The 17,580-nt window shown below is 70.1% G+C and carries 17 protein-coding genes; 7 read left to right on the forward strand and 10 right to left on the reverse strand.

The window, feature by feature from the left end; genetic code table 11:
• Window positions 1-140: 140 nt before the first annotated feature.
• The 6 genes from ACT2CW_RS11660 to ACT2CW_RS11685 form a co-directional block, all read right to left on the reverse strand.
• Window positions 141-1,610, reverse strand: coding sequence for a sensor histidine kinase (locus ACT2CW_RS11660; protein ID WP_138915925.1), 1,470 nt, complete (start codon window positions 1,608-1,610; stop codon window positions 141-143).
• A gap of 358 nt (window positions 1,611-1,968) precedes the next feature.
• Window positions 1,969-3,039 (reverse strand): SIS domain-containing protein, encoded by a 1,071-nt coding sequence (locus tag ACT2CW_RS11665; protein WP_445516481.1) that lies wholly within the window; start codon window positions 3,037-3,039, stop codon window positions 1,969-1,971.
• Between the two features lie 54 nt (window positions 3,040-3,093).
• The gene (locus ACT2CW_RS11670; protein ID WP_445516482.1) at window positions 3,094-4,707 is read right to left on the reverse strand and encodes a glycoside hydrolase family 3 protein; all 1,614 of its coding nucleotides are present in this window, start codon (window positions 4,705-4,707) and stop codon (window positions 3,094-3,096) included.
• A gap of 9 nt (window positions 4,708-4,716) precedes the next feature.
• Window positions 4,717-5,547 carry a carbohydrate ABC transporter permease gene (locus ACT2CW_RS11675; protein ID WP_164436464.1) on the reverse strand — a complete coding sequence of 277 codons (831 nt, stop codon included), beginning with the start codon at window positions 5,545-5,547 and terminating at the stop codon, window positions 4,717-4,719.
• Window positions 5,544-6,545 (reverse strand): carbohydrate ABC transporter permease, encoded by a 1,002-nt coding sequence (locus ACT2CW_RS11680; RefSeq protein ID WP_164436462.1) that lies wholly within the window; start codon window positions 6,543-6,545, stop codon window positions 5,544-5,546. Before ACT2CW_RS11680 ends, ACT2CW_RS11675 begins: the two co-directional genes overlap by 4 nt.
• 5 nt (window positions 6,546-6,550) lie before the next feature.
• Window positions 6,551-7,822, reverse strand: a complete 1,272-nt coding sequence (locus tag ACT2CW_RS11685; RefSeq protein WP_445516483.1) for an extracellular solute-binding protein — start codon at window positions 7,820-7,822, stop codon at window positions 6,551-6,553.
• Window positions 7,823-8,084: 262 nt separating this feature from the next.
• Between ACT2CW_RS11685 and ACT2CW_RS11690 the strand changes: the two genes are divergently transcribed.
• The 3 genes from ACT2CW_RS11690 (at window position 8,085) to mctP (ending at window position 10,938) form a co-directional block, all read left to right on the forward strand.
• Complete coding sequence (locus tag ACT2CW_RS11690; RefSeq protein ID WP_037962893.1) at window positions 8,085-8,879, forward strand: GntR family transcriptional regulator; 795 nt, start codon at window positions 8,085-8,087, stop codon at window positions 8,877-8,879.
• A gap of 191 nt (window positions 8,880-9,070) precedes the next feature.
• Window positions 9,071-9,331 (forward strand): DUF3311 domain-containing protein, encoded by a 261-nt coding sequence (locus ACT2CW_RS11695; RefSeq protein WP_164436459.1) that lies wholly within the window; start codon window positions 9,071-9,073, stop codon window positions 9,329-9,331.
• Entirely contained in the window at window positions 9,328-10,938 is a 1,611-nt protein-coding gene (mctP, locus tag ACT2CW_RS11700) for a monocarboxylate uptake permease MctP (protein WP_164436458.1), read from the forward strand. The genes ACT2CW_RS11695 and mctP overlap by 4 nt, the downstream gene beginning before the upstream one ends.
• Before the next feature lie 520 nt (window positions 10,939-11,458).
• On the opposite strand, the gene ACT2CW_RS11705 is transcribed toward mctP, so the two are convergent.
• Window positions 11,459-12,370, reverse strand: a complete 912-nt coding sequence (locus ACT2CW_RS11705; protein WP_445516484.1) for an SDR family oxidoreductase — start codon at window positions 12,368-12,370, stop codon at window positions 11,459-11,461.
• Window positions 12,371-12,493: 123 nt separating this feature from the next.
• Here ACT2CW_RS11705 and ACT2CW_RS11710 point away from each other — a divergent pair, with 123 nt between their 5' ends.
• Together ACT2CW_RS11710 and ACT2CW_RS11715 are read left to right on the forward strand one after the other, a co-directional pair.
• Window positions 12,494-13,063: a TetR family transcriptional regulator gene (locus ACT2CW_RS11710; RefSeq protein WP_414082941.1), complete on the forward strand. Its 570-nt coding sequence runs from the start codon at window positions 12,494-12,496 to the stop codon at window positions 13,061-13,063.
• A 73-nt stretch (window positions 13,064-13,136) separates the two neighbouring features.
• The gene (locus tag ACT2CW_RS11715) at window positions 13,137-13,802 is read left to right on the forward strand and encodes a hypothetical protein (protein WP_445516485.1); all 666 of its coding nucleotides are present in this window, start codon (window positions 13,137-13,139) and stop codon (window positions 13,800-13,802) included.
• Here the strand turns inward: ACT2CW_RS11715 and ACT2CW_RS11720 are convergent.
• On the reverse strand, window positions 13,799-14,302 hold the full coding sequence (locus ACT2CW_RS11720) for an ATP-binding protein (protein ID WP_445516486.1): 504 nt from the start codon (window positions 14,300-14,302) through the stop codon (window positions 13,799-13,801). The two genes, ACT2CW_RS11715 and ACT2CW_RS11720, sit on opposite strands and share 4 nt — an antisense overlap.
• Window positions 14,303-14,454: 152 nt before the next feature.
• On the opposite strand from ACT2CW_RS11720, the gene ACT2CW_RS11725 reads away from it, so the two are divergent.
• Window positions 14,455-15,315 carry a helix-turn-helix domain-containing protein gene (locus ACT2CW_RS11725; RefSeq protein WP_445516487.1) on the forward strand — a complete coding sequence of 287 codons (861 nt, stop codon included), beginning with the start codon at window positions 14,455-14,457 and terminating at the stop codon, window positions 15,313-15,315.
• A complete protein-coding gene (locus tag ACT2CW_RS11730; protein WP_445516488.1) occupies window positions 15,308-15,517 on the forward strand; it encodes a DUF397 domain-containing protein in 210 nt (69 codons plus the stop codon). The genes ACT2CW_RS11725 and ACT2CW_RS11730 overlap by 8 nt, the downstream gene beginning before the upstream one ends.
• A gap of 3 nt (window positions 15,518-15,520) precedes the next feature.
• Here the strand turns inward: ACT2CW_RS11730 and ACT2CW_RS11735 are convergent, their stop codons facing one another.
• Both ACT2CW_RS11735 and ACT2CW_RS11740 read right to left on the reverse strand, forming a co-directional pair.
• Complete coding sequence (locus ACT2CW_RS11735) at window positions 15,521-16,009, reverse strand: MarR family winged helix-turn-helix transcriptional regulator (protein ID WP_182469131.1); 489 nt, start codon at window positions 16,007-16,009, stop codon at window positions 15,521-15,523.
• 10 nt (window positions 16,010-16,019) lie between these two features.
• Window positions 16,020-17,537: an FAD-dependent oxidoreductase gene (locus tag ACT2CW_RS11740; protein WP_445516489.1), complete on the reverse strand. Its 1,518-nt coding sequence runs from the start codon at window positions 17,535-17,537 to the stop codon at window positions 16,020-16,022.
• Window positions 17,538-17,580 lie beyond the last annotated feature (43 nt).

Raw genomic sequence — 17,580 nt, forward strand, 5'->3', positions numbered from 1 at the left:
AGCCCGGCACCCCGTGGCCCCCGAGCCGCAGCGCGTAGTAACCCCCATGCGCACAGCATCATGAGCTTTGAGCCCCGGACCAGATGGGTCCGGGGCTCAGTGCTTTCCGGTAACAGGTCGCTCACGGACTCGCAACGCGCTCAGTGCTTCTCCGCGCCCACCGGGAAGTCCAGCATCACCCGGGTGCCGCGCTCCGGGGCGGGCACCATGTCGAACGTCCCGCCCAGCTCCCCCTCCACCAGGGTGCGGACGATCTGAAGCCCGAGGTTGCCGGCCCGCTGGGGGTCGAACCCCTCGGGCAGCCCGCGCCCGTCGTCCTGGACGACCACCGACAGCCGGCTCTCCTCACCGCTGCCCCCGCGCACCGCCGAGACCTCGACCGTGCCCTGCTCCCCCGGTCCGAAGCCGTGCTCCAGCGCGTTCTGGAGCACCTCGGTGAGGACCATGGACAGCGGGGTGGCCACCTCGGCGTCGAGGATGCCGAACCGCCCGGTGCGGCGGCCGGTCACCTTTCCGGGCGATATCTCGGCCACCATCGCCAGCACCCGGTCGGCTATGTCGTCGAACTCGACCCGCTCGTCGAGGTTCTGCGAGAGGGTCTCATGGACGATCGCGATCGAGCCGACCCTGCGCACCGCCTCGTTGAGCGCCTCCCGCCCCTGCGCCGAGTCCATGCGGCGGGCCTGGAGCCGCAACAGGGCCGCCACCGTCTGGAGGTTGTTCTTCACCCGGTGGTGGATCTCCCGGATGGTGGCGTCCTTGGTGATCAACTCGCGCTCGCGGCGACGCAGTTCCGTGACGTCCCGCAGCAGCACCAGCGAGCCGATGTGCAGCCCCTTGGGCTTGAGCGGAATGGCTCGCAGCTGGATGACCCCGTCGCCGCCCTCGACCTCGAACTCCCGGGGCGCCCAGCCGCTGGCCAGTTTGACCAGCGCCTCGTCCACCGGGCCGCGCACCGGGGCGAGTTCGGCGGTGGTCTTGCCCAGGTGGTGGCCGACGAGATCGGCGGCGAGGCCCAGCCGGTGGTAGGCGGAGAGCGCGTTGGGGCTCGCGTACTGGACCACCCCGTCCGCGTCGAGCCGGATCAGCCCGTCGCCCGCGCGCGGTGAGGCGTCCATGTCGACCTGCTGATTGGGGAACGGAAACGATCCCGCGGCGATCATCTGGGCGAGGTCGGACGCGCTCTGGAGATAGGTGAGCTCCAGCCGGCTGGGGGTCCGTACGGTCAGCAGATTGGTGTTCCGCGCGATCACGCCGAGGACCCGGCTCTCCCGCCGGACCGGGATGGACTCCACCCGGACCGGCACCTCCTCGCGCCACTCGGGGTCGCCCTCCCGGACGATCCGGCCCTCGTCCAGGGCGGCGTCCAGCATGGGGCGGCGGCCGCGGGGCACGAGATGGCCGACCATGTCGTCCTGGTAGGAGGTGGGCCCGGTGTTCGGCCGCATCTGGGCCACGGAGACATACCGGGTGCCGTCGCTGGTGGGGACCCACAGCACAAGATCGGCGAACGAGAGGTCGGAGAGCAGCTGCCACTCCGAGACCAGCAGGTGGAGCCACTCGAGATCGGAGTCGTCGAGTGCGGTGTGCTGGCGTACGAGGTCGTTCATGGAGGGCACGTTGTGAGCCTACCCTCACCGGTGGATTAGCCTATTCGCGCATAAGCGTGGACAGACAGCAGTGGTCTAGTCCAGAATATCGAGCACTGCGATCTTCCGCTCTCCCCGCACAGGAGGGCGGATCGAGGAACCCGGAGCGCTCTGCCCTGACCGCCCGGGAGTCCTCAGGTCGGCCGCTCGGCCGACGCAACTCCGGGCTGCGGTGCCGGGCGGGTTGAGGGTCCCGCCCTGGCGCCGCGGCCCGCGGGTGTCACACAAGGCTCCCGCGCCTCTCGAAGGCCGCGGGAGCCTCTTTCTGTGTGCCTCAGCGGTCTCCGCCGCAGGGCTCAGTGGGCCCCCGCCGCAAGGCTCAGCGGGTCTCCGTCACCTTCGCCAGCGCCCGCGGCGCGTCCGGGTCCTGCCCGCGCGCGATCGTCACCTCGTACGCCAGCATCTGGAGCGGCAGGATCTCCAGGATGGGCTGAACCTCCTCGGCGACCCCGTCCGTCGGCAGGGCGAACCCCGCCGAGGCCCGCTCCACCTCCGACGCGCTCCCGATGACCACCAGGTCCGCGCCCCGGCCGCGCAGCCGCTCCAGGACCGGCTGGAGCGCCTGGCCGCCCTTGCCCTCGGTGACGATCGCGATCACCGGCGAGATGTTGTCGACCATGGCCAGCGGGCCGTGCAGCAGATCGGCGCCGGAGTAGGAGAGCGCCGGGATGTAGCTGGTCTCCATCAGCTTCAGGGCGGCTTCCTTGGCGGTCGGGTAGCCGTAGCCCCGGGAGGTGAGGACCATCCGCTCGGCGAAGCGGTAGCGCGCCGCGAGCTGCCGGACCTCGTCCTGGCGGTCGAGGATCTGCTGGGCGAGGTCGGGCAGCACCTTGGCGGCCGCGCCGTCGCCGCCGCGCAGCCCCTCCACGAAGAGGTAGAGGGCGAGCAGTTCGGCGGTGTAGGTCTTGGTCGCGGGCAGCGCCTTCTCCGGCCCGGCCAGGACGTCGATGTGGAATTCGGAGACGGCCGCGAGCGGCGAGTCGGCGTTGTTGGTCACCGCGAGGGTGATCGCACCGGCCGCGCGGGCGGCCTCGGTGGAGGCCACCAGGTCCGGGGAGCCGCCGGACTGGCTGACGGTGATCACCAGCACGTCGGTGAGGTCGGGCTGCGCGCCGTACGCGGTGGTGGTGGACATGGAGGTCAGCCCGCACGGCTTGCCGAGCAGGACCTCGAGCAGGTACTTGGCGTACAGCGCCGCGTTGTCCGAGGTGCCCCGGGCGGTGAGCAGGACGAAGCGCGGGTTGCGGGCGGCGATCTGCTCCGCGACCTCGCGGATCCTCGGGGCGCCCTGGTCGAGGATGCGGCGCAGCACGGCGGGCTGCTCGGCCATCTCGCCGGACATGATCCGGCCCGGCTGGTCGCTGCGCTGGGCCGTCGTCGTGGCGGACATGCTGGGTGCCTCCAGGTGGCTGATGTGCCGGGCTGGGCCGAGGGGGCTGAGGAGTCAGCCCCCGGGGTGGTCACCGGCGCCGTTGCCGACGATCACTTCCGCGGCCGCCCGGCCACACACCCGGGCGGCGCCGTGGGTCGCGATGTGCAGCGCCCCGGCGGGCGGCGCCTGGGGCACCCCCATCTCCACGACGACCGTCTCCGGCCGGGCGGCGAGCAGGGCGTCCAGCGCGTCGGCCATCCAGGGGTGGCGGTGGACATCGCGGACCACAGCGACGATCCTACGGTCCCCCGCGGTGTCGAGCATATTTTCGATCAGGCCATGGATGCCCAGGGTGTCGGCGTCCTGCCGCCCGTAGGTGGCGGCCCCGGTGCCGGGGCGCAGCCGGGCCAGTTCGGCGCCGACGCCCCAGGGGGTCTCCTCGCCGACGGCGATGTTGGCCACCGGGGTGAAGGCGGCCACGTAGGCGGGTCCGGTCACCGGCTCGTACGAGAACGAGGACGAGGTCGAGGACGCGGACGAGGACGCGGACGAGGTCGAGGACGCGGACCCGGCCGGGGTGACTCTGAGCGCCCGGCGCGCGGCGGCGAGCCCCACCCCCGCGGCGGGCTCGATGCCGTGCGCCGCGCGCGGTCCTCCGGAACGGCGCGTCCACTCCCCCAGGGCGCGCACCCGCGCCGCCGCCTCGGCCAGCCGCTCCTCCGCCAGCCGCCCCTCGATGACGGCGGTGACCAGCGCGTCGCGCAGCCGCAGCACGGTGCCCTCGTCGGCGAGCCCGCCGCCCACGCAGATGGCGTCGGCGCCCGCGGCGATCGCCAGGACGCTGCCGCGCTCGATGCCGTACGCGTCGGCGATGGCCCGCATCTCCATGCCGTCGGTGACGATCATCCCGTCGAAGCCGAGTCCGCCGTCGGCCACCGGCCGGCGCAGCAGGCCGTGCAGCGCGGCGGGGCTGAGGGTGGCGGGCAGGTCGGGGTCGAGCACGGGCAGCAGGATGTGCGCGCTCATCACGGCCTTGGTCCCGGCGGCGACGGCGGCGCGGAAGGGCACCAGCTCACGGGCGGTCAGGGTGTCGAGCCCCGCGTCGATGCGCGGCAGGGCGTGGTGGGAGTCGACGGCGGTGTCGCCGTGGCCGGGGAAGTGCTTGGTGCAGGCGGCCACCCCGGCGCCCTGGAGGCCCTCGATGTACGCGGCGGTGTGCCGGGCCACGAGCTCCGGCTCGGCGCCGAAGGAGCGCACGCCGATGACGGGGTTGTCGGGGTTGGAGTTGACGTCGGCGGAGGGCGCCCAGTTGAGGTTGACCCCGCATTCGGCGAGGCGGCGGCCCAGCTCGCGGGCGACGGCGCGGGTCAGCTCCGGGTCGTCGACGGCGCCGAGCGCCAGGTTGCCGGGGAAGGAGGAGCCGGTGCGCACCTCCAGCCGGGTGACGTCGCCGCCCTCCTCGTCGATCGCCACCAGCACGTCGTCGCGCTCGGCGCGCAGCTGGGCGGTGAGGGCGCCCAGCTGCTCGGGGGTGGCGATGTTCCGGCCGAACAGGCCGACGGAGGCGAGCCCCTCACCGAGCCGCCGCAGCACCCAGTCGGGGGCGGTGGTTCCGGTGAAGCCGGGCTGGAGAACCGTGAGAGCGTCGCGGGTGAGGGTGGCCGAGTCGTGTGCGAGGGTCGTCATAAACCGGGATCATCCCTTCACAGCGCCGGAAGTGAGCCCACCGACCGCCTTGCGTTGCAGAAACAGGAACAGGAGCAGGATCGGGATGGCGAACAGCGACGCCGCCGCCATGGTGGCACCCCAGTCGTCGCCGAAGGCGGTCTGGAAGCTGGACAGCCACAGCGGAAGCGTCTGGGCGCCCGGATCCTTGTTCAGGATGAGCACGAGCGGGAATTCGTTCCAGGCCGTGATGAAGCCGAAGAGCGAGGTGGCCATCAGGCCGGGGGCGAGCAGCGGGAAGATCACCCGGATGAACGCCTGCGGACGGGTGCAGCCGTCCACCATCGCCGACTCCTCCAGCTCCTTGGGGATCGCGGCCACATAGGCGCGGAGCGTGAGGATGGTGAAGGGCAGCACCATGACCATGTAGAACAGGGTCAGCGGAAGCAGGCTGTTCAGCATGTCGCCGTCGCGCACCAGCATGTAGATGGCGATGACCAGGACCTCCCAGGGCGCCATCTGCGCGATCATGAACGTCACCAGGAAGCCGCGGCGCCCCTTGAACCGCATCCGGGCCAGGGCGAACGACGCGAGCAGCGCGATCAGCAGGGAGAGGCCGACCGCCGAGAGGGTGACGGTGAGCGAGTTGCCCACCAGGGTCCAGAAGTGCTCCGCGTCCATGGCCTTCTGGAAGTGTTCGAGCGTGGCGCTGGTCGGGAACCACACCGGGTCCTCGGAGATGATGTCCGAGGTCGGCTTGAAGGCCGTGCTGAACATCCAGTAGACGGGGAACGCGAAGCCGAGAAAGAGCACGACGGCGGTCGCGTTGGGCCACAGCCGGGCGAGCGGCGAGCGCTTCACAGCTCGTCCTCCTCTTGCCTGAGCACGATCCGGAGGTAGTAGGAGGTCAGCGCCAGCAGGACCGCGATGGTCAGCAGCGAGATCGCGGCGCCCATGCCGTAGTGCTGGTTGCCGACGCCCTCGATGAAGGCGTAGACGGGGAGGGTCTCGGTGAGCCGGTCGGGGCCGCCCTCGTTGATCGCGAAGACCTGGGCGAACGCCTTGAAGACCCAGATGACTTCGAGGAACGTCGTGGCCAGCAGGAACGGCTTGAGGAAGGGGAAGGTCACCGAGGTGAAGCTCTTCCAGCCGCCGGCGCCGTCGAGCGCGGCCGCCTCGTAGAGCTCACCGGGGATGGTGGTGGTCGCGGCGTAGAGGTTGATCGCCACGAAGGGGATCGACTGCCAGACGATCAGCACGGTGATGACGAAGAACGTGGAGAACTGGCCGCCGGTCCAGTTGTAGTGCGCCATGGAGTGCCAGCCGAGCGCGTCCAGCACCCAGTTGACCACTCCGAAGCGGGTGGCGAAGAGCCACTGGAAGACGGTGGTGGCGGCGATGGTCGGCATGGCCCAGGCCAGCACCAGGCCGACCGAGAGCAGCAGCCGCATCTTGCTGCCGAGGCGGGCCAGCAGCAGTCCGACCAGGGTGCCGAGCAGCATGATCAGTACGACGTTGACCGCGGTGAAGATCACCGACCGGAGGGTGACCCGCCAGAAGTCCTCGCTGGTCAGCGCCTCGCGGTAGTTGTCGACCCCGTTCCACTCGGTGAGGTGCTGGATCAGCTGCCGCATATTGAGGTTCTGGAACGACAGCAGGCCGTCCTTGACCAGCGGCCAGCCCAGCAGCAGCACGGTCGCCACCAGCGCGGGCAGCAGCAGGAGGTACGGGGCGGCGCCGGTCAGCCGTGCGCGCCCGGCGGGGCCCGGGGCCGGGCGGCCAGGCCGCGGCGGTGCCCCGCCCCGGCGGACCCCGGCCGCCGCCGGGCCGGGGTCCTGGCGTTCGGTCGCTACGGCCATCGGGCTCAACGCTCCTGGCTGAGGCGCTTGTTCATCTCGTCCTCGACCGACTTGGCCGCCTCGGCGGGCGACTTACCGTTGAGCACGGAGGTCATATAGGTCTTGATGGGGTTGGGGGCGTTCTCCACCGCGGCCCATTCGGGGATCAGCGGGGTGGTGCCGCCGGTCGCGGCGGCCGGGGCGGCCGCCTGCCCGGCGGGGTTGCCCTTGAGCTGCGCCTGGAGCGACTCCTTGTTGGGGATGACACCGCCTTCCTTGGCGAGCTGTCCCTCGTAGGTGTCATTGAGCGCGATCTTCAGGAACTCCTTGGCCAGTTCCTGCTTCTCGCTGCCCGCGGCGACCGCGAGGTTGGAGCCGCCGAGGAAGACGCCCTCCGGCTTGCCCGCGGTCTCGCCCGGGATGGTGAAGTAGCCGATGTCCTTCTCGATCTTCGGGTTCGCCTTGATGGCGATCCCGGCCTCCCAGCCCATGCCGATGAAGGCGCCGGTCTTGCCCTTGGCGAAGACCTCGCCCTGCTGCGGGGTGGCCTCGTCCTTGTCCTTGGGGGCCTTGCTGAAGGACTGGTACTGCTTGTAGATGTCCATGGCCTTGCCGACCTTGGGGTCGGCGAGGTTGGAGACCCACTTGTCGCCGTCCTTCTTCACCAGGTCGGCGCCGGTGCCGATGGTCAGCCCGTCGAAGAAGTACCAGTTCTGGCCCGGCAGATAGATGGGCTCGGCGTCGGTCTTCTTCTTGATGGCGTCGAGGTCCTGGAAGAACTCGGTACGGGTCTTGGGGGTGTCCTTGATCCCCGCCTCGGCCCAGATCTTCTTGTTGTAGAGGACGACCCGGTTGGCCGCGTACCACGGCGCCGCGTACTGCTTGCCGTCGTAGACCGCGGACTTGTTGATCGACTCCGACCAGTCGGCGCCGATCGACTTCTTCAGATCACCGAGTTCGGCCAGCCCGCCGGTCTGCGCGTACGACGGGGTCTGGGTGTTGCCGATCTCCAGCACATCCGGCGGGTCGGATTCCGAGAGCGCGGTGGTCACCTTCTGCTGAATGCCGTTCCACTGCTGGATCTCCAGCTTCAGCTTGGCGCCCGTCTTCTTCTCGAAAGCGGCCTTGACATCCTTCGTCCAGCCGTCCGGCGTGGAGCCGTCCATCGCCCAGACGGTGAGCGTCTGCCCCTTAAAACCGTCCGCTCCGGCCTTGTCGTCATCGCCGTCGGACCCACAGGCCGCGACGGATACCAGCATTGCCGCGACACCCGTCGCCGCTATGAGCCCACGCTTCACAGCACTCTCCTCAGAAGGCCGGATCAGGGGTTTAATGGTCCAGACCAGTGCCCGCAGCTTGGCCTAGACCTTTTGGGGTGTCAAGGGTGTATAAGAGTCACCGGAGGCTCCGTTACCGGACCGACACTTCCCGACATCCGGACCGGCGGACCGCCCGGAGCCGGGACCGTGCCACGATGTGAGGCGCTGGATTCTTCAGGAGACCGGTGACGGAGACGGACGCCGGTGACGGCAGCGGACCAGGAGTCGGAGAGGGCGCGCGATGGAGACCGAGGGGGCAACGGCGGCAGCGGCGGCCACCACGACGGCCGAGAGCGACGGCAACGGCTCCAATGGGGCACGCACCGCGCGCGTCCCGAAGTACTACCGCCTCAAGCGCCACTTGCTGGAGATGACCGAGACCCTGCCACCGGGCACCCCGGTCCCACCGGAGCGCACCCTGGCCGCGGAGTTCGACACCTCGCGCACCACCGTGCGCCAGGCGCTCCAGGAGCTGGTCGTCGAGGGCCGCCTGGAGCGGATCCAGGGCAAGGGCACGTTCGTGGCCAAGCCCAAGGTCTCCCAGGCGCTGCAACTCACCTCGTACACCGAGGACATGAAGGCCCAGGGCCTGGAGCCGACCTCCCAGCTGCTGGACATCGGCTATGTCACCGCCGACGACCGGCTCTCCGGGCTGCTGGACATCGCCGCCGGCGGGCGGGTGCTGCGCATCGAGCGGCTGCGGCTGGCCAGCGGTGAGCCGATGGCCATCGAGACCACCCATCTGTCCGCCAAGCGCTTCCCCGCGCTGCGCCGCAGCCTGGTGAAGTACACCTCGCTCTACACGGCACTGGCCGAGGTGTACGACGTCCGGCTGGCCGAGGCCGAGGAGACCATCGAGACCTCGCTGGCCACCCCGCGCGAGGCGGGGCTGCTGGGCACCGACGTGGGGCTGCCGATGCTGATGCTCTCGCGGCATTCGCGGGACGCGTCCGGGGAGCCGGTGGAGTGGGTGCGGTCGGTCTACCGCGGGGACCGCTACAAGTTCGTGGCCCGGCTCCAGCGGCCGAACGACTGAGGAGTGCCACCGTCCCGGCCGGGCCGTGATACGGCTGACCGGCTATCTTTCTCATACCGATATACGGACGGGTAGTGACTGCCGCCGGGCCCCGGGCTTAGATTTCCTGCGCATTACACAAATGATCAGCTGTGATCCAGGTGATCGACTTGTGCCGCAGGTGATGAGCCGAGGGGACTGGAGCCCGCCACATGTCAGACACGTCCGCTTCACCCGGCAGGAGACCGGTCGTGACGCCCACGCGCGTCGTGGCCGCTCTATGCCTGATTGCCCCGTTTGTCGGGATGCTCTGGGTCGGTTCGTACGGCAAGGTCGAGCCGACCTTCATCGGGATCCCGTTCTTCTACTGGTACCAGATGCTCTGGGTGCCGGTCTCGGCCGTGCTGACCTCGGTCGCCTACGTCCTGGTCCGCCGTGAGCGGCGGGAGCGCAAGGGGGGTGACTCCGCATGAACGGAGTGAACGGCGTCGCGCTCGCCGTCTTCATCTTCTTCTTCGTGGCCGTCACGGTCATGGGCTTCCTTGCCGCGCGCTGGCGCGCCGCCGAGAACGCCAACAACCTCGACGAGTGGGGCCTGGGCGGCCGCAGCTTCGGCACCTGGATCACCTGGTTCCTGCTCGGCGGCGACCTGTACACCGCGTACACCTTCGTCGCCGTCCCGGCCGCGATCTACGCGACCGGCGCGGCCGGGTTCTTCGCGGTCCCGTACACCATCCTGGTCTACCCGCTGATCTTCACCTTCCTGCCCCGGCTCTGGTCGGTGTCCCATAAGCACGGGTACGTCACCACCTCGGACTTCGTCCGCGGCCGCTTCGGCTCCAAGGGTCTTTCGCTGGCCGTCGCGATCACCGGCATCCTCGCCACCATGCCGTACATCGCCCTCCAACTGGTGGGCATCCAGGCGGTGCTGGACGTGATGGGCGTCGGCGGCGGCGAGAACACCAACTGGTTCATCAAGGACCTGCCGCTGCTGATCGCCTTCGGTGTGCTCGCGGCGTACACCTACTCCTCGGGTCTGCGCGCCCCCGCGCTGATCGCGTTCGTCAAGGACACCCTGATCTACATCGTCATCGCGGTGGCGATCATCTACATCCCGATCAAGCTGGGTGGCTTCGACGACATCTTCAGCGCGGCGAACGACAAGTTCACCAAGGCCGGGGCGGGCGGGCTCGCGCCGGCCGCGGAGGGCCAATGGGCGTACGGCACGCTGGCCCTGGGCTCGGCGCTCGCGCTGTTCATGTATCCGCACTCGATCACGGCGACGCTCTCCAGCCGCAGCCGTGAGGTGATCCGCCGCAACACCACGATCCTGCCGCTGTACTCGCTGATGCTGGGGCTGCTGGCGCTGCTGGGCTTCATGGCCATCGCCGCCGGGGTGAAGGTCGAGAACGGCCAGCTGGCCATCCCCCAGCTCTTCGAGAACATGTTCCCCGACTGGTTCACGGGCGTCGCCTTCGCCGCGATCGGCATCGGCGCGCTCGTCCCGGCGGCCATCATGTCGATCGCCGCGGCGAACCTCTTCACCCGCAACATCTACAAGGACTTCCTGCGGCCGAACGCCACGGCCGAGGAGGAGACCAAGGTCTCCAAGCTGGTCTCGCTGCTGGTGAAGGTCGGTGCGCTGATCTTCGTGCTGGGCATGGACAAGACCGTCGCGATCAACTTCCAGCTGCTGGGCGGCATCTGGATCCTCCAGACCTTCCCGGCCCTGGTGGGCGGCCTGTTCACCCGCTGGTTCCACCGCTGGGCGCTGCTGGCGGGCTGGGCGGTCGGCATGGTCTACGGAACGTGGAAGGCGTACGACACGCCGAGCGGCACCCAGAAGCACTTCGGCAACACCGCCGATGTGCCCGGCATCGGCGAGATCGGCTACATCGGCCTCACCGCCTTCGTGCTCAACGTGGTGGTCACGGTGGTCCTGACGCTGATCCTGCGGGCGGTCAAGGCCCCGGACGGCGTGGACGAGACGTCCTCCGCCGACTACAAGGCGGACGCGGGCGACCCGGGCGTCCAGACCGACCTCCCGCCCGCCACGGCGGGCGCCCCGGGCGGCCACTGACGCCTGGCGGCGGGCCGCACCGAACGACGACGGCTGAACGGGCCGTCGACTCCCCTTGCCGGGAGCCGACGGCCCGTTCGCATACGCAGGCAGCGCCGACGCCGCGGGCGTCCGACGGCTCGTGCCGCCTACGGCGGGCTGTCTCCCCTCCCCGCCCCTTCCCGAAACTGGGGCGCTGCCCCAGGCCCCGCTCCTCAATCACCCCCAGCTACCGCTGGGAGGTGCCCCCCGAGGGGCTGGGAGGCGGGGCTCCACCCCAGACCCCAGACCGGGCTTCACCAGCAGCATCCGTACGCGGCCCCACCGCGTGGCAGGGCCCTCAGCGCCCAGACCTCGGGGCCCAGGGGCGAAGCCCCGCTTTCCAGCCCCTCCGGCGCTTGAGGAGCGGGACATGGGGCAGAACCCCACCTCCCAGCCCCTCGGGGGCACCTCCCAGCCCCTCCGGCGTTTGAGGAGCGGGGTCTGGGGCGGAGCCCCAGGTTCGGGGAGGGGCGGGGAGGGGAGCAGCCCGCCGCAGGCGTCAGGCGGCTGGTGCGGCGAGGTAGTCGCCGTGCTCCACATCCTCGAGCAGGGTCGCATGGGTCGGCGCCCAGCCCAGCAACTCCCGCGTGTGGGAGCTGGAGACCGGCCCGTCGAAGCCGAAGAAGGTGGCTATGGCCGGGCTGGGGAAGTGCGTGGCCGCCTCGCCGGGCGTCAGGGAGGCCGTGGGCAGGCCAAGGCCCCGGCCGATCGATTCCGCAATGCTCTTGAACCGCACACCACTCTCGGCCACCCCGTGCAGCACACTCCCCGCCGGCCCCTTCTCCAGCGCCAGCCGGAACAAGACAGCCGCATCGCGCCGATGCACCGCGGGCCACCGATTCCCCCCGTCCCCCACATAGGCCGAGACCCCGGTCTCCCGAGCCGTGGCGACAAGCATGCCGATAAAGCCGTAGTCCCCCGGACCATGGACGGTCGGAGCGAGCCGGACCACGCTCGCGCGCACTCCCTGCGCGGCGAACCCCAGGCACGCCCGCTCGCCCGGAACCCGGAAGCCCGCGATCCCCGCCACGTCGGGCTCGTCCTTCTCGGTGCTCTCCCGGCCACCGGGCATGACCAGCGTGCCGGAGGTGGAGACGAACGGCTTGCCCGAGCCCGCCAGCGCCCGCCCGAGCGCCTCGATCGCGGTCCGATCGCGCCGCACCAGGTCGTCGGGGTCGGCGAAGTCGCCGCCGAAGGCCATGTGCAGGACGCCATCGGCGGCCTCGGCGCCGCTCCGCAGACTGTCGAGGTCCTCCAGCGAGCCGCGGTGCGGGGCGGCGCCCAGCGACTCCAGCCGGGCGGCGGCGGTGTCCGAGCGCGCCAGACCGGTGACGGTGTGACCGGCCGCGACGAGCTCGGCGACGACGGTGGGGCCGGTCAGCCCGGAACCACCGGTGACAAAGACATGCATGCGACTCACTCTCACGTAATGCCAGTGACTGACGCCACTTAGCGCCAGTCACTGACCTTACGGTAGCGCCAGTCACTGGCGCAACGAAGTGTCGGTCACTGGCATATGCGGTAATCTCAAGGCGTGCCACGGAGCGGAGCAGAAGCGCGCCGCCGCCTTCAGCAGGCGGCCCTGGAGCTGTACCGGGAGCGCGGATTCGACCGGACGACCACCGCCGAGATCGCCGCCCGGGCGGGCGTCAACGAGCGCACGTTCTTCCGGCACTTCCCGGACAAGCGCGAGGTGCTCTTCGACGGCGAGGCCGATCTGCGCGCCACGCTGATGCACGAGGTGGCCGAGGCGCCCGACGGTCTGCGCCCGCTCGAGGTACTGCTCCACGCCTTCCGGAAGGCCGGACGGATCCTCGAGGAGAACCGCGCGTTCTCCGAACCACGGCTGGCGATCATCGCCGCGACGCCCACACTCCGCGAACGCGAGCTGGCCAAGGCCGCGTCCCTCACCGAGGCCGTTGCGGAGGCCCTTCGGCAGCGCGGTGTCGCCGACCGGCTGGCCGACCTGGCCGCCCAGACCGGCTGGGCCACCTTCCACCACGCGGCCGGGGCCTGGCTCGACGACCCCGAGCAGGGCCTGGACGCGCACCTCCTCCGGGCCTTCGACGATCTGCGCGACCTCTCCGCGACCGTCCTGACGTGAGTACCGGTACCTAGGCCGTCATGAGCGGCCGCGCGGATCCGGGCCGCCGGGGCCGGGACCTACCGTCCGGTATATGACCGAAAGTGAGGCGCCCGCCGACTCCGGAAGGGGCGGCAGTGGGTGGCGCGTCGGGTGCACCAGCGTGCTGGCCCTGGCCGTGGCCGGACTCGCGGGGCTCGCGTACGCGAGCGTTGACTCCACCTACCCCGACGTCGACCCCGAGAAGCGGGCGCGCCGGCTCTCCGGGTATTCCCGGGACGCCTATGCCGCGCTCGGCATCAACCGCACCGTCGAAGGCGGCTACGTCGACATCGACAACCACAACACCTACGACTCCAACTACTGCTACCCGGACGGCCTGTTCAGCTTCGCCGACCCGCCCGTGGAAGGCGCGTACCAGCTGATCCACGGGTGGTCGATCGGCAAGGTGGACCGGGCGGAGGCACTGCCCGCGCTGCGCAGGGTGCGGGATCACCTCAAGGCGGAGGGGTGGCGCATCACGCGGTTCGGCAAGGACGAGCAGCTCGAGGAGTGGAGCGTTAAGGCCGAGCGCGACGGCGGCTTCAGCACCGGGATCACGTGGGAGGCGGAGTTCCGGCGGCTCAGCGGGGGCAGCGGCGGGCCCTGCGCGATGGACCCGGACACGAGCCAGGAGAAGGACGAACCCTACGAGTCCTACGGGGAGCCGGAGCTGAACTCCTTCCCACCGGCGATGACGCCCGGTGGGCGTGGGCGTTAGGCGGCGATCTCGAAGGCGTCGCAGGGGTGTTGCCGTGCGAGTTCGAACCAGAGCAGCTTGCCGCTCCGCCCGAAGAGCTCGTCGGCGAGGGCGTAACCGCCCCAGTTGTCGGCGCAGATCCGGACGATGAGGAGTCCCCGGCCGTAGGTGGCCTCGGTGTTCGCGGCGGCCTCCGCGAGGGCGGACGAGCGGTCGAAGAGGGCCGGGGGCTTGTCGAAGGGCGGCGGGATGTCCGGATTGGTGTCCCACACACTGATCCGCAGACGCCCCTCCTCCACGGCGCGGATACGCATTTCGGCCGGGCCGGTGGTGTGGCGGTACGCGTTGGTGACCATCTCGCTCGCCACGAGGGTCGCGGGGTCGGTGAACTCGCCCAGCCCGTGCCGGGCGAGGACCGCACGGAGGGTAGTGCGGGCGATGGCCGAGGCGCGGGGGTCGTGGGGCAGGCGTAGTGAGTAGGACCAGGGGTTTTCCGGCGTTTCCGGCGCAAGGGTGGGCATGAAGTCTCCATATGGTGCGAGGAGTTGGACTGTGTCCCGGCCCACACCGTAGCCTCGTCCGCATAAGATATTCGACGACGCGAATCGAAGTGCTTGGTATACCACTCGTGTGAGTGACGCGCCTGTTGCGCATGAGCAGAGAGAATCGGCGAATGCCTCAGAGAAGCGTTCCGACAGCACGCCAACTCCGCCTCGGCACCGAGCTGCGCAGGCTCCGGGAGCGGGCCGGTCTGTCATCGACCGAGGCCGGGCGCCTGCTCGGCACCAATCAGACGGCCATCAGCAACATCGAGGCGAGCCGGTTCGGAGTCAGCGCGGACCGGCTGCGAGCACTCGCGCGGAACTACTCATGCGCGGACGAAGCTCTGATCGCGGCGCTCATCGACATGGCGGCACAGCGCAAGCGCGGCTGGTGGGAGGAGTACCGGGAAATCCTGCCCACCGGGTTGCTCGACCTGGCCGAGCTCGAACACCACGCCGTGGCGCTGCGTACGGCGTACATCGCCCACATCCCCGGCCTGCTGCAAACGTCCGAGCACGCCCGGGAGATCTTCCGGCAGGCCGTGCCTGCCTTGCCTCCCCCGGACGTGGAACATCGTGTCTCGCACCGCGTAAAGCGCCAGGCCATCCTCTATCGGGACAAGCCGACGCCCTATACGGCGATCGTCCATGAGGCCGCCCTGCGGATGCGTTTCGGCGGACCGGAAATCGCACGAGCACAGCTCCAGCACATCCTCGACATGAGCGAACGCGATCACATCAAAGTGCTGGTGATCCCCTTCGACGCCGGGTCGTTCCCGGGCTCGGGACAGTCCGTTTGCTACGCCGCCGGGCCTGTCCCTCAGCTGGACACGGTGCAACTCGATGCGGAGTATGGCTCCGAACTCCTCGATGCAGCGGCCCAGCTGGAGAAGTACCGCGTCGTGCTGGATCGCATGGAGGCGGTTGCTCTGCCAGAGAACCAATCCCGTGACTTCATCCGGAAAATCGTCAGCACCCTGGAAGGTGAATGAGTTGTCCGCTCGCGACTGGCGAAAGTCCTCGTACAGCTCCGAAGGAAACGCCTGCCTCTACATCTCCGCACTCGACAGCGCCACCATCCGGCTCCGCGAGAGCGACGAACCCGACACCATCCTCACCACCAACCCCACCGCCCTCAACGCCCTCATACGCAGCGCCAAAGCAGGGCAGCTCGACCACCTCGGCACGGCCTAAGGATCAGCGGTCGTCCGCGGCCTTTTCGGCCGCGGACAAACCGACCAAGTCGTCCACGTAGCGCCGCATGAGGCGTTCCAGCTCGACCAGATCCCGGTCGCTCCACTGCTCGAACACCGGCTGGTTGAGCCGACCACGCGCCGCGTCGATCGCGTCGATGACGCGGCGCCCCTCCTCGGTGAGGAGGGCTTCCTTCACGCGGCGATCCTCCGCGCTGGGGCGACGCTCCACCAAACCCAACTCCGCGAGCTTCGCGACCTGGCGGCTGACCGTGGTGTGGTCGCGGCCCGCTCGGTCGGCGAGCTCGACCACGCCGATCGGGGCGAACCGGTGGATGCCCACGATCAGCGGGAAGAGCGCCCGGTCGAGCTGGATGCCCGCTTCGGCGATGAGGATCTCGTCCCGGTGCGGCTGGTTCATGATCGCGATGAGGTCGATGATCGATTCATGCAGCCGTCGCTGCGTGACCTGCCGCTGGCGTCGTGTGGCCATGGCCCAGAGACTACCGCCACCCGGGTGAGGCACCCCCGGTGCGCAACCCGACGGCGTCGAGGTGGGCCTCGATGGTGTGGAGATCCGTCGTGTCGGCGATAGCCGCTATGTATCCGTCTGGACGGATGAGCACCCACTGCCCGGCCGCCAAGCCGTACGCGTCACGCACGTGGCCCCCGGTGTCGTTCAGATCGCCGCGGGGGCCGGTGGTGTGGATGTGCAGGCCCTTGCGGGCGGTCGGGGCGGCGGCGCGGTCGGCTTCGTAGCCCAGCAGGGTCCAGTGGGGCCCCTGGAAGAGGCTGAAGAGGCGGGTGTCGAGCCCTCCGGCGCCGGTGAGGGGCGCGTCGGGGGCGCGTTCGCCCGCCAGCGGGCCCTTGTCCCGGCGCGGGGCGGCGATCGTGAGGGGCGAGTCCACATAGCCGAGGTCGAGCTGGCTGACCTCGCGGCCCCGGCTGGTGAAGCGGCTCTTCGCGGCCTCCAGCAGCCGCTCGGAGAGGCCGAGCACGGCCTCGGCGATGGGGCGGCGCTCCTGCTCGTAGCTGGTCAGGAGGGGGTCCGGCGCGCCGTCCAGGACGGCGGCGAGCTTCCACCCGAGGTTGTACGCGTCCTGCACACCGGTGTTGAGGCCCTGCCCGCCGGTCGGCGGATGGACGTGGGCGGCGTCACCGGTCAGGAGCACCCGGCCCCGCCGATATGTGTCGGCCAGGCGGGCGTTCATCGAGAAGACGGAGGCCCAGGACACCTCGCGGACGACGATGTCGGTGCGGCCCGTGCGCTCGTGGAAGAGCGCGGTCAGACCCGCCGCCGACAGGTCGATGTCCACGTCGAAGGGGACGGGCCCCTGGTACTGGAACATATCCGTGCCGTACAGCGGGCACAGCGAGATCTGCGCGTCCGTGCTGTGGCCCCAGCGGTGCCAGGCGTCCGCGGAGACGCCGTCGGCGCGGACGTCGGCGACGACGGCCCGCACGCCGAGCGTCCGGCCGGGGAAGCCGATGTCCAGGGACTTGCGGACGAAGCTCGATCCGCCGTCGGCGCCCACGAGATAGGCGGCGCGCACGGTCCGCTCCCCGGACGGGGTGGCGATCCGCGCGGACACGCCGTCGTCGTCCTGGTCGATGCCGATGAGCTCGTGGCCGTACAGCGGGGCGTGCCCGAACTCGGCCAGCCGCTCGCGCAGACAGCGCTCGGTGAGGAACTGCGGGACCAGCAGGGGTATTTGGTACGGCTCCGCCGGCGTCGGGCCGGACAGCTCGACGGCGGACCGGTCGACCGGCCCCTCGTCCGTGTAGAAGCGCTGTACGGGGTACTCCCCGCCGGAGGCCACGATCCGGTCGATGACGCCGAGGTCCTCGAACACCTCCTGGCTGCGGGGCTGGATCCCCTTGCCCCGGGATCCCCTGAAGGGCCCGGCCGCCTTGTCGATCAGCAGGAAGCCGACATTTCTGCGGGCGAGATCGATGGCGAGTGTCAGTCCGGCGGCACCGGCGCCGCAGATGATCACTTCGGGTTCCGGGACACGGGACATGGCTTCGCCTTCCACAGGTGAGTTCATCGTGTGCAGAATGCAC

The organism is Streptomyces sp. NEAU-174 (assembly GCF_052665095.1).

What these genes read in the sequence shown, in the direction of transcription:
- ACT2CW_RS11705 (WP_445516484.1), bottom strand. Translation starts at nt 12,370, where the DNA reads ATGCATGTCTTTGTCACCGGTGGTTCCGGGCTGACCGGCCCCACCGTC.
- ACT2CW_RS11665 (WP_445516481.1), bottom strand. Translation starts at nt 3,039, where the DNA reads ATGTCCGCCACGACGACGGCCCAGCGCAGCGACCAGCCGGGCCGGATC.
- mctP (WP_164436458.1), top strand. Translation starts at nt 9,328, where the DNA reads ATGAACGGAGTGAACGGCGTCGCGCTCGCCGTCTTCATCTTCTTCTTC.
- ACT2CW_RS11690 (WP_037962893.1), top strand. Translation starts at nt 8,085, where the DNA reads ATGGAGACCGAGGGGGCAACGGCGGCAGCGGCGGCCACCACGACGGCC.
- ACT2CW_RS11725 (WP_445516487.1), top strand. Translation starts at nt 14,455, where the DNA reads ATGCCTCAGAGAAGCGTTCCGACAGCACGCCAACTCCGCCTCGGCACC.
- ACT2CW_RS11695 (WP_164436459.1), top strand. Translation starts at nt 9,071, where the DNA reads ATGTCAGACACGTCCGCTTCACCCGGCAGGAGACCGGTCGTGACGCCC.
- ACT2CW_RS11740 (WP_445516489.1), bottom strand. Translation starts at nt 17,537, where the DNA reads ATGTCCCGTGTCCCGGAACCCGAAGTGATCATCTGCGGCGCCGGTGCC.
- ACT2CW_RS11660 (WP_138915925.1), bottom strand. Translation starts at nt 1,610, where the DNA reads ATGAACGACCTCGTACGCCAGCACACCGCACTCGACGACTCCGATCTC.
- ACT2CW_RS11680 (WP_164436462.1), bottom strand. Translation starts at nt 6,545, where the DNA reads ATGGCCGTAGCGACCGAACGCCAGGACCCCGGCCCGGCGGCGGCCGGG.
- ACT2CW_RS11670 (WP_445516482.1), bottom strand. Translation starts at nt 4,707, where the DNA reads ATGACGACCCTCGCACACGACTCGGCCACCCTCACCCGCGACGCTCTC.
- ACT2CW_RS11735 (WP_182469131.1), bottom strand. Translation starts at nt 16,009, where the DNA reads ATGGCCACACGACGCCAGCGGCAGGTCACGCAGCGACGGCTGCATGAA.
- ACT2CW_RS11715 (WP_445516485.1), top strand. Translation starts at nt 13,137, where the DNA reads ATGACCGAAAGTGAGGCGCCCGCCGACTCCGGAAGGGGCGGCAGTGGG.
- ACT2CW_RS11720 (WP_445516486.1), bottom strand. Translation starts at nt 14,302, where the DNA reads ATGCCCACCCTTGCGCCGGAAACGCCGGAAAACCCCTGGTCCTACTCA.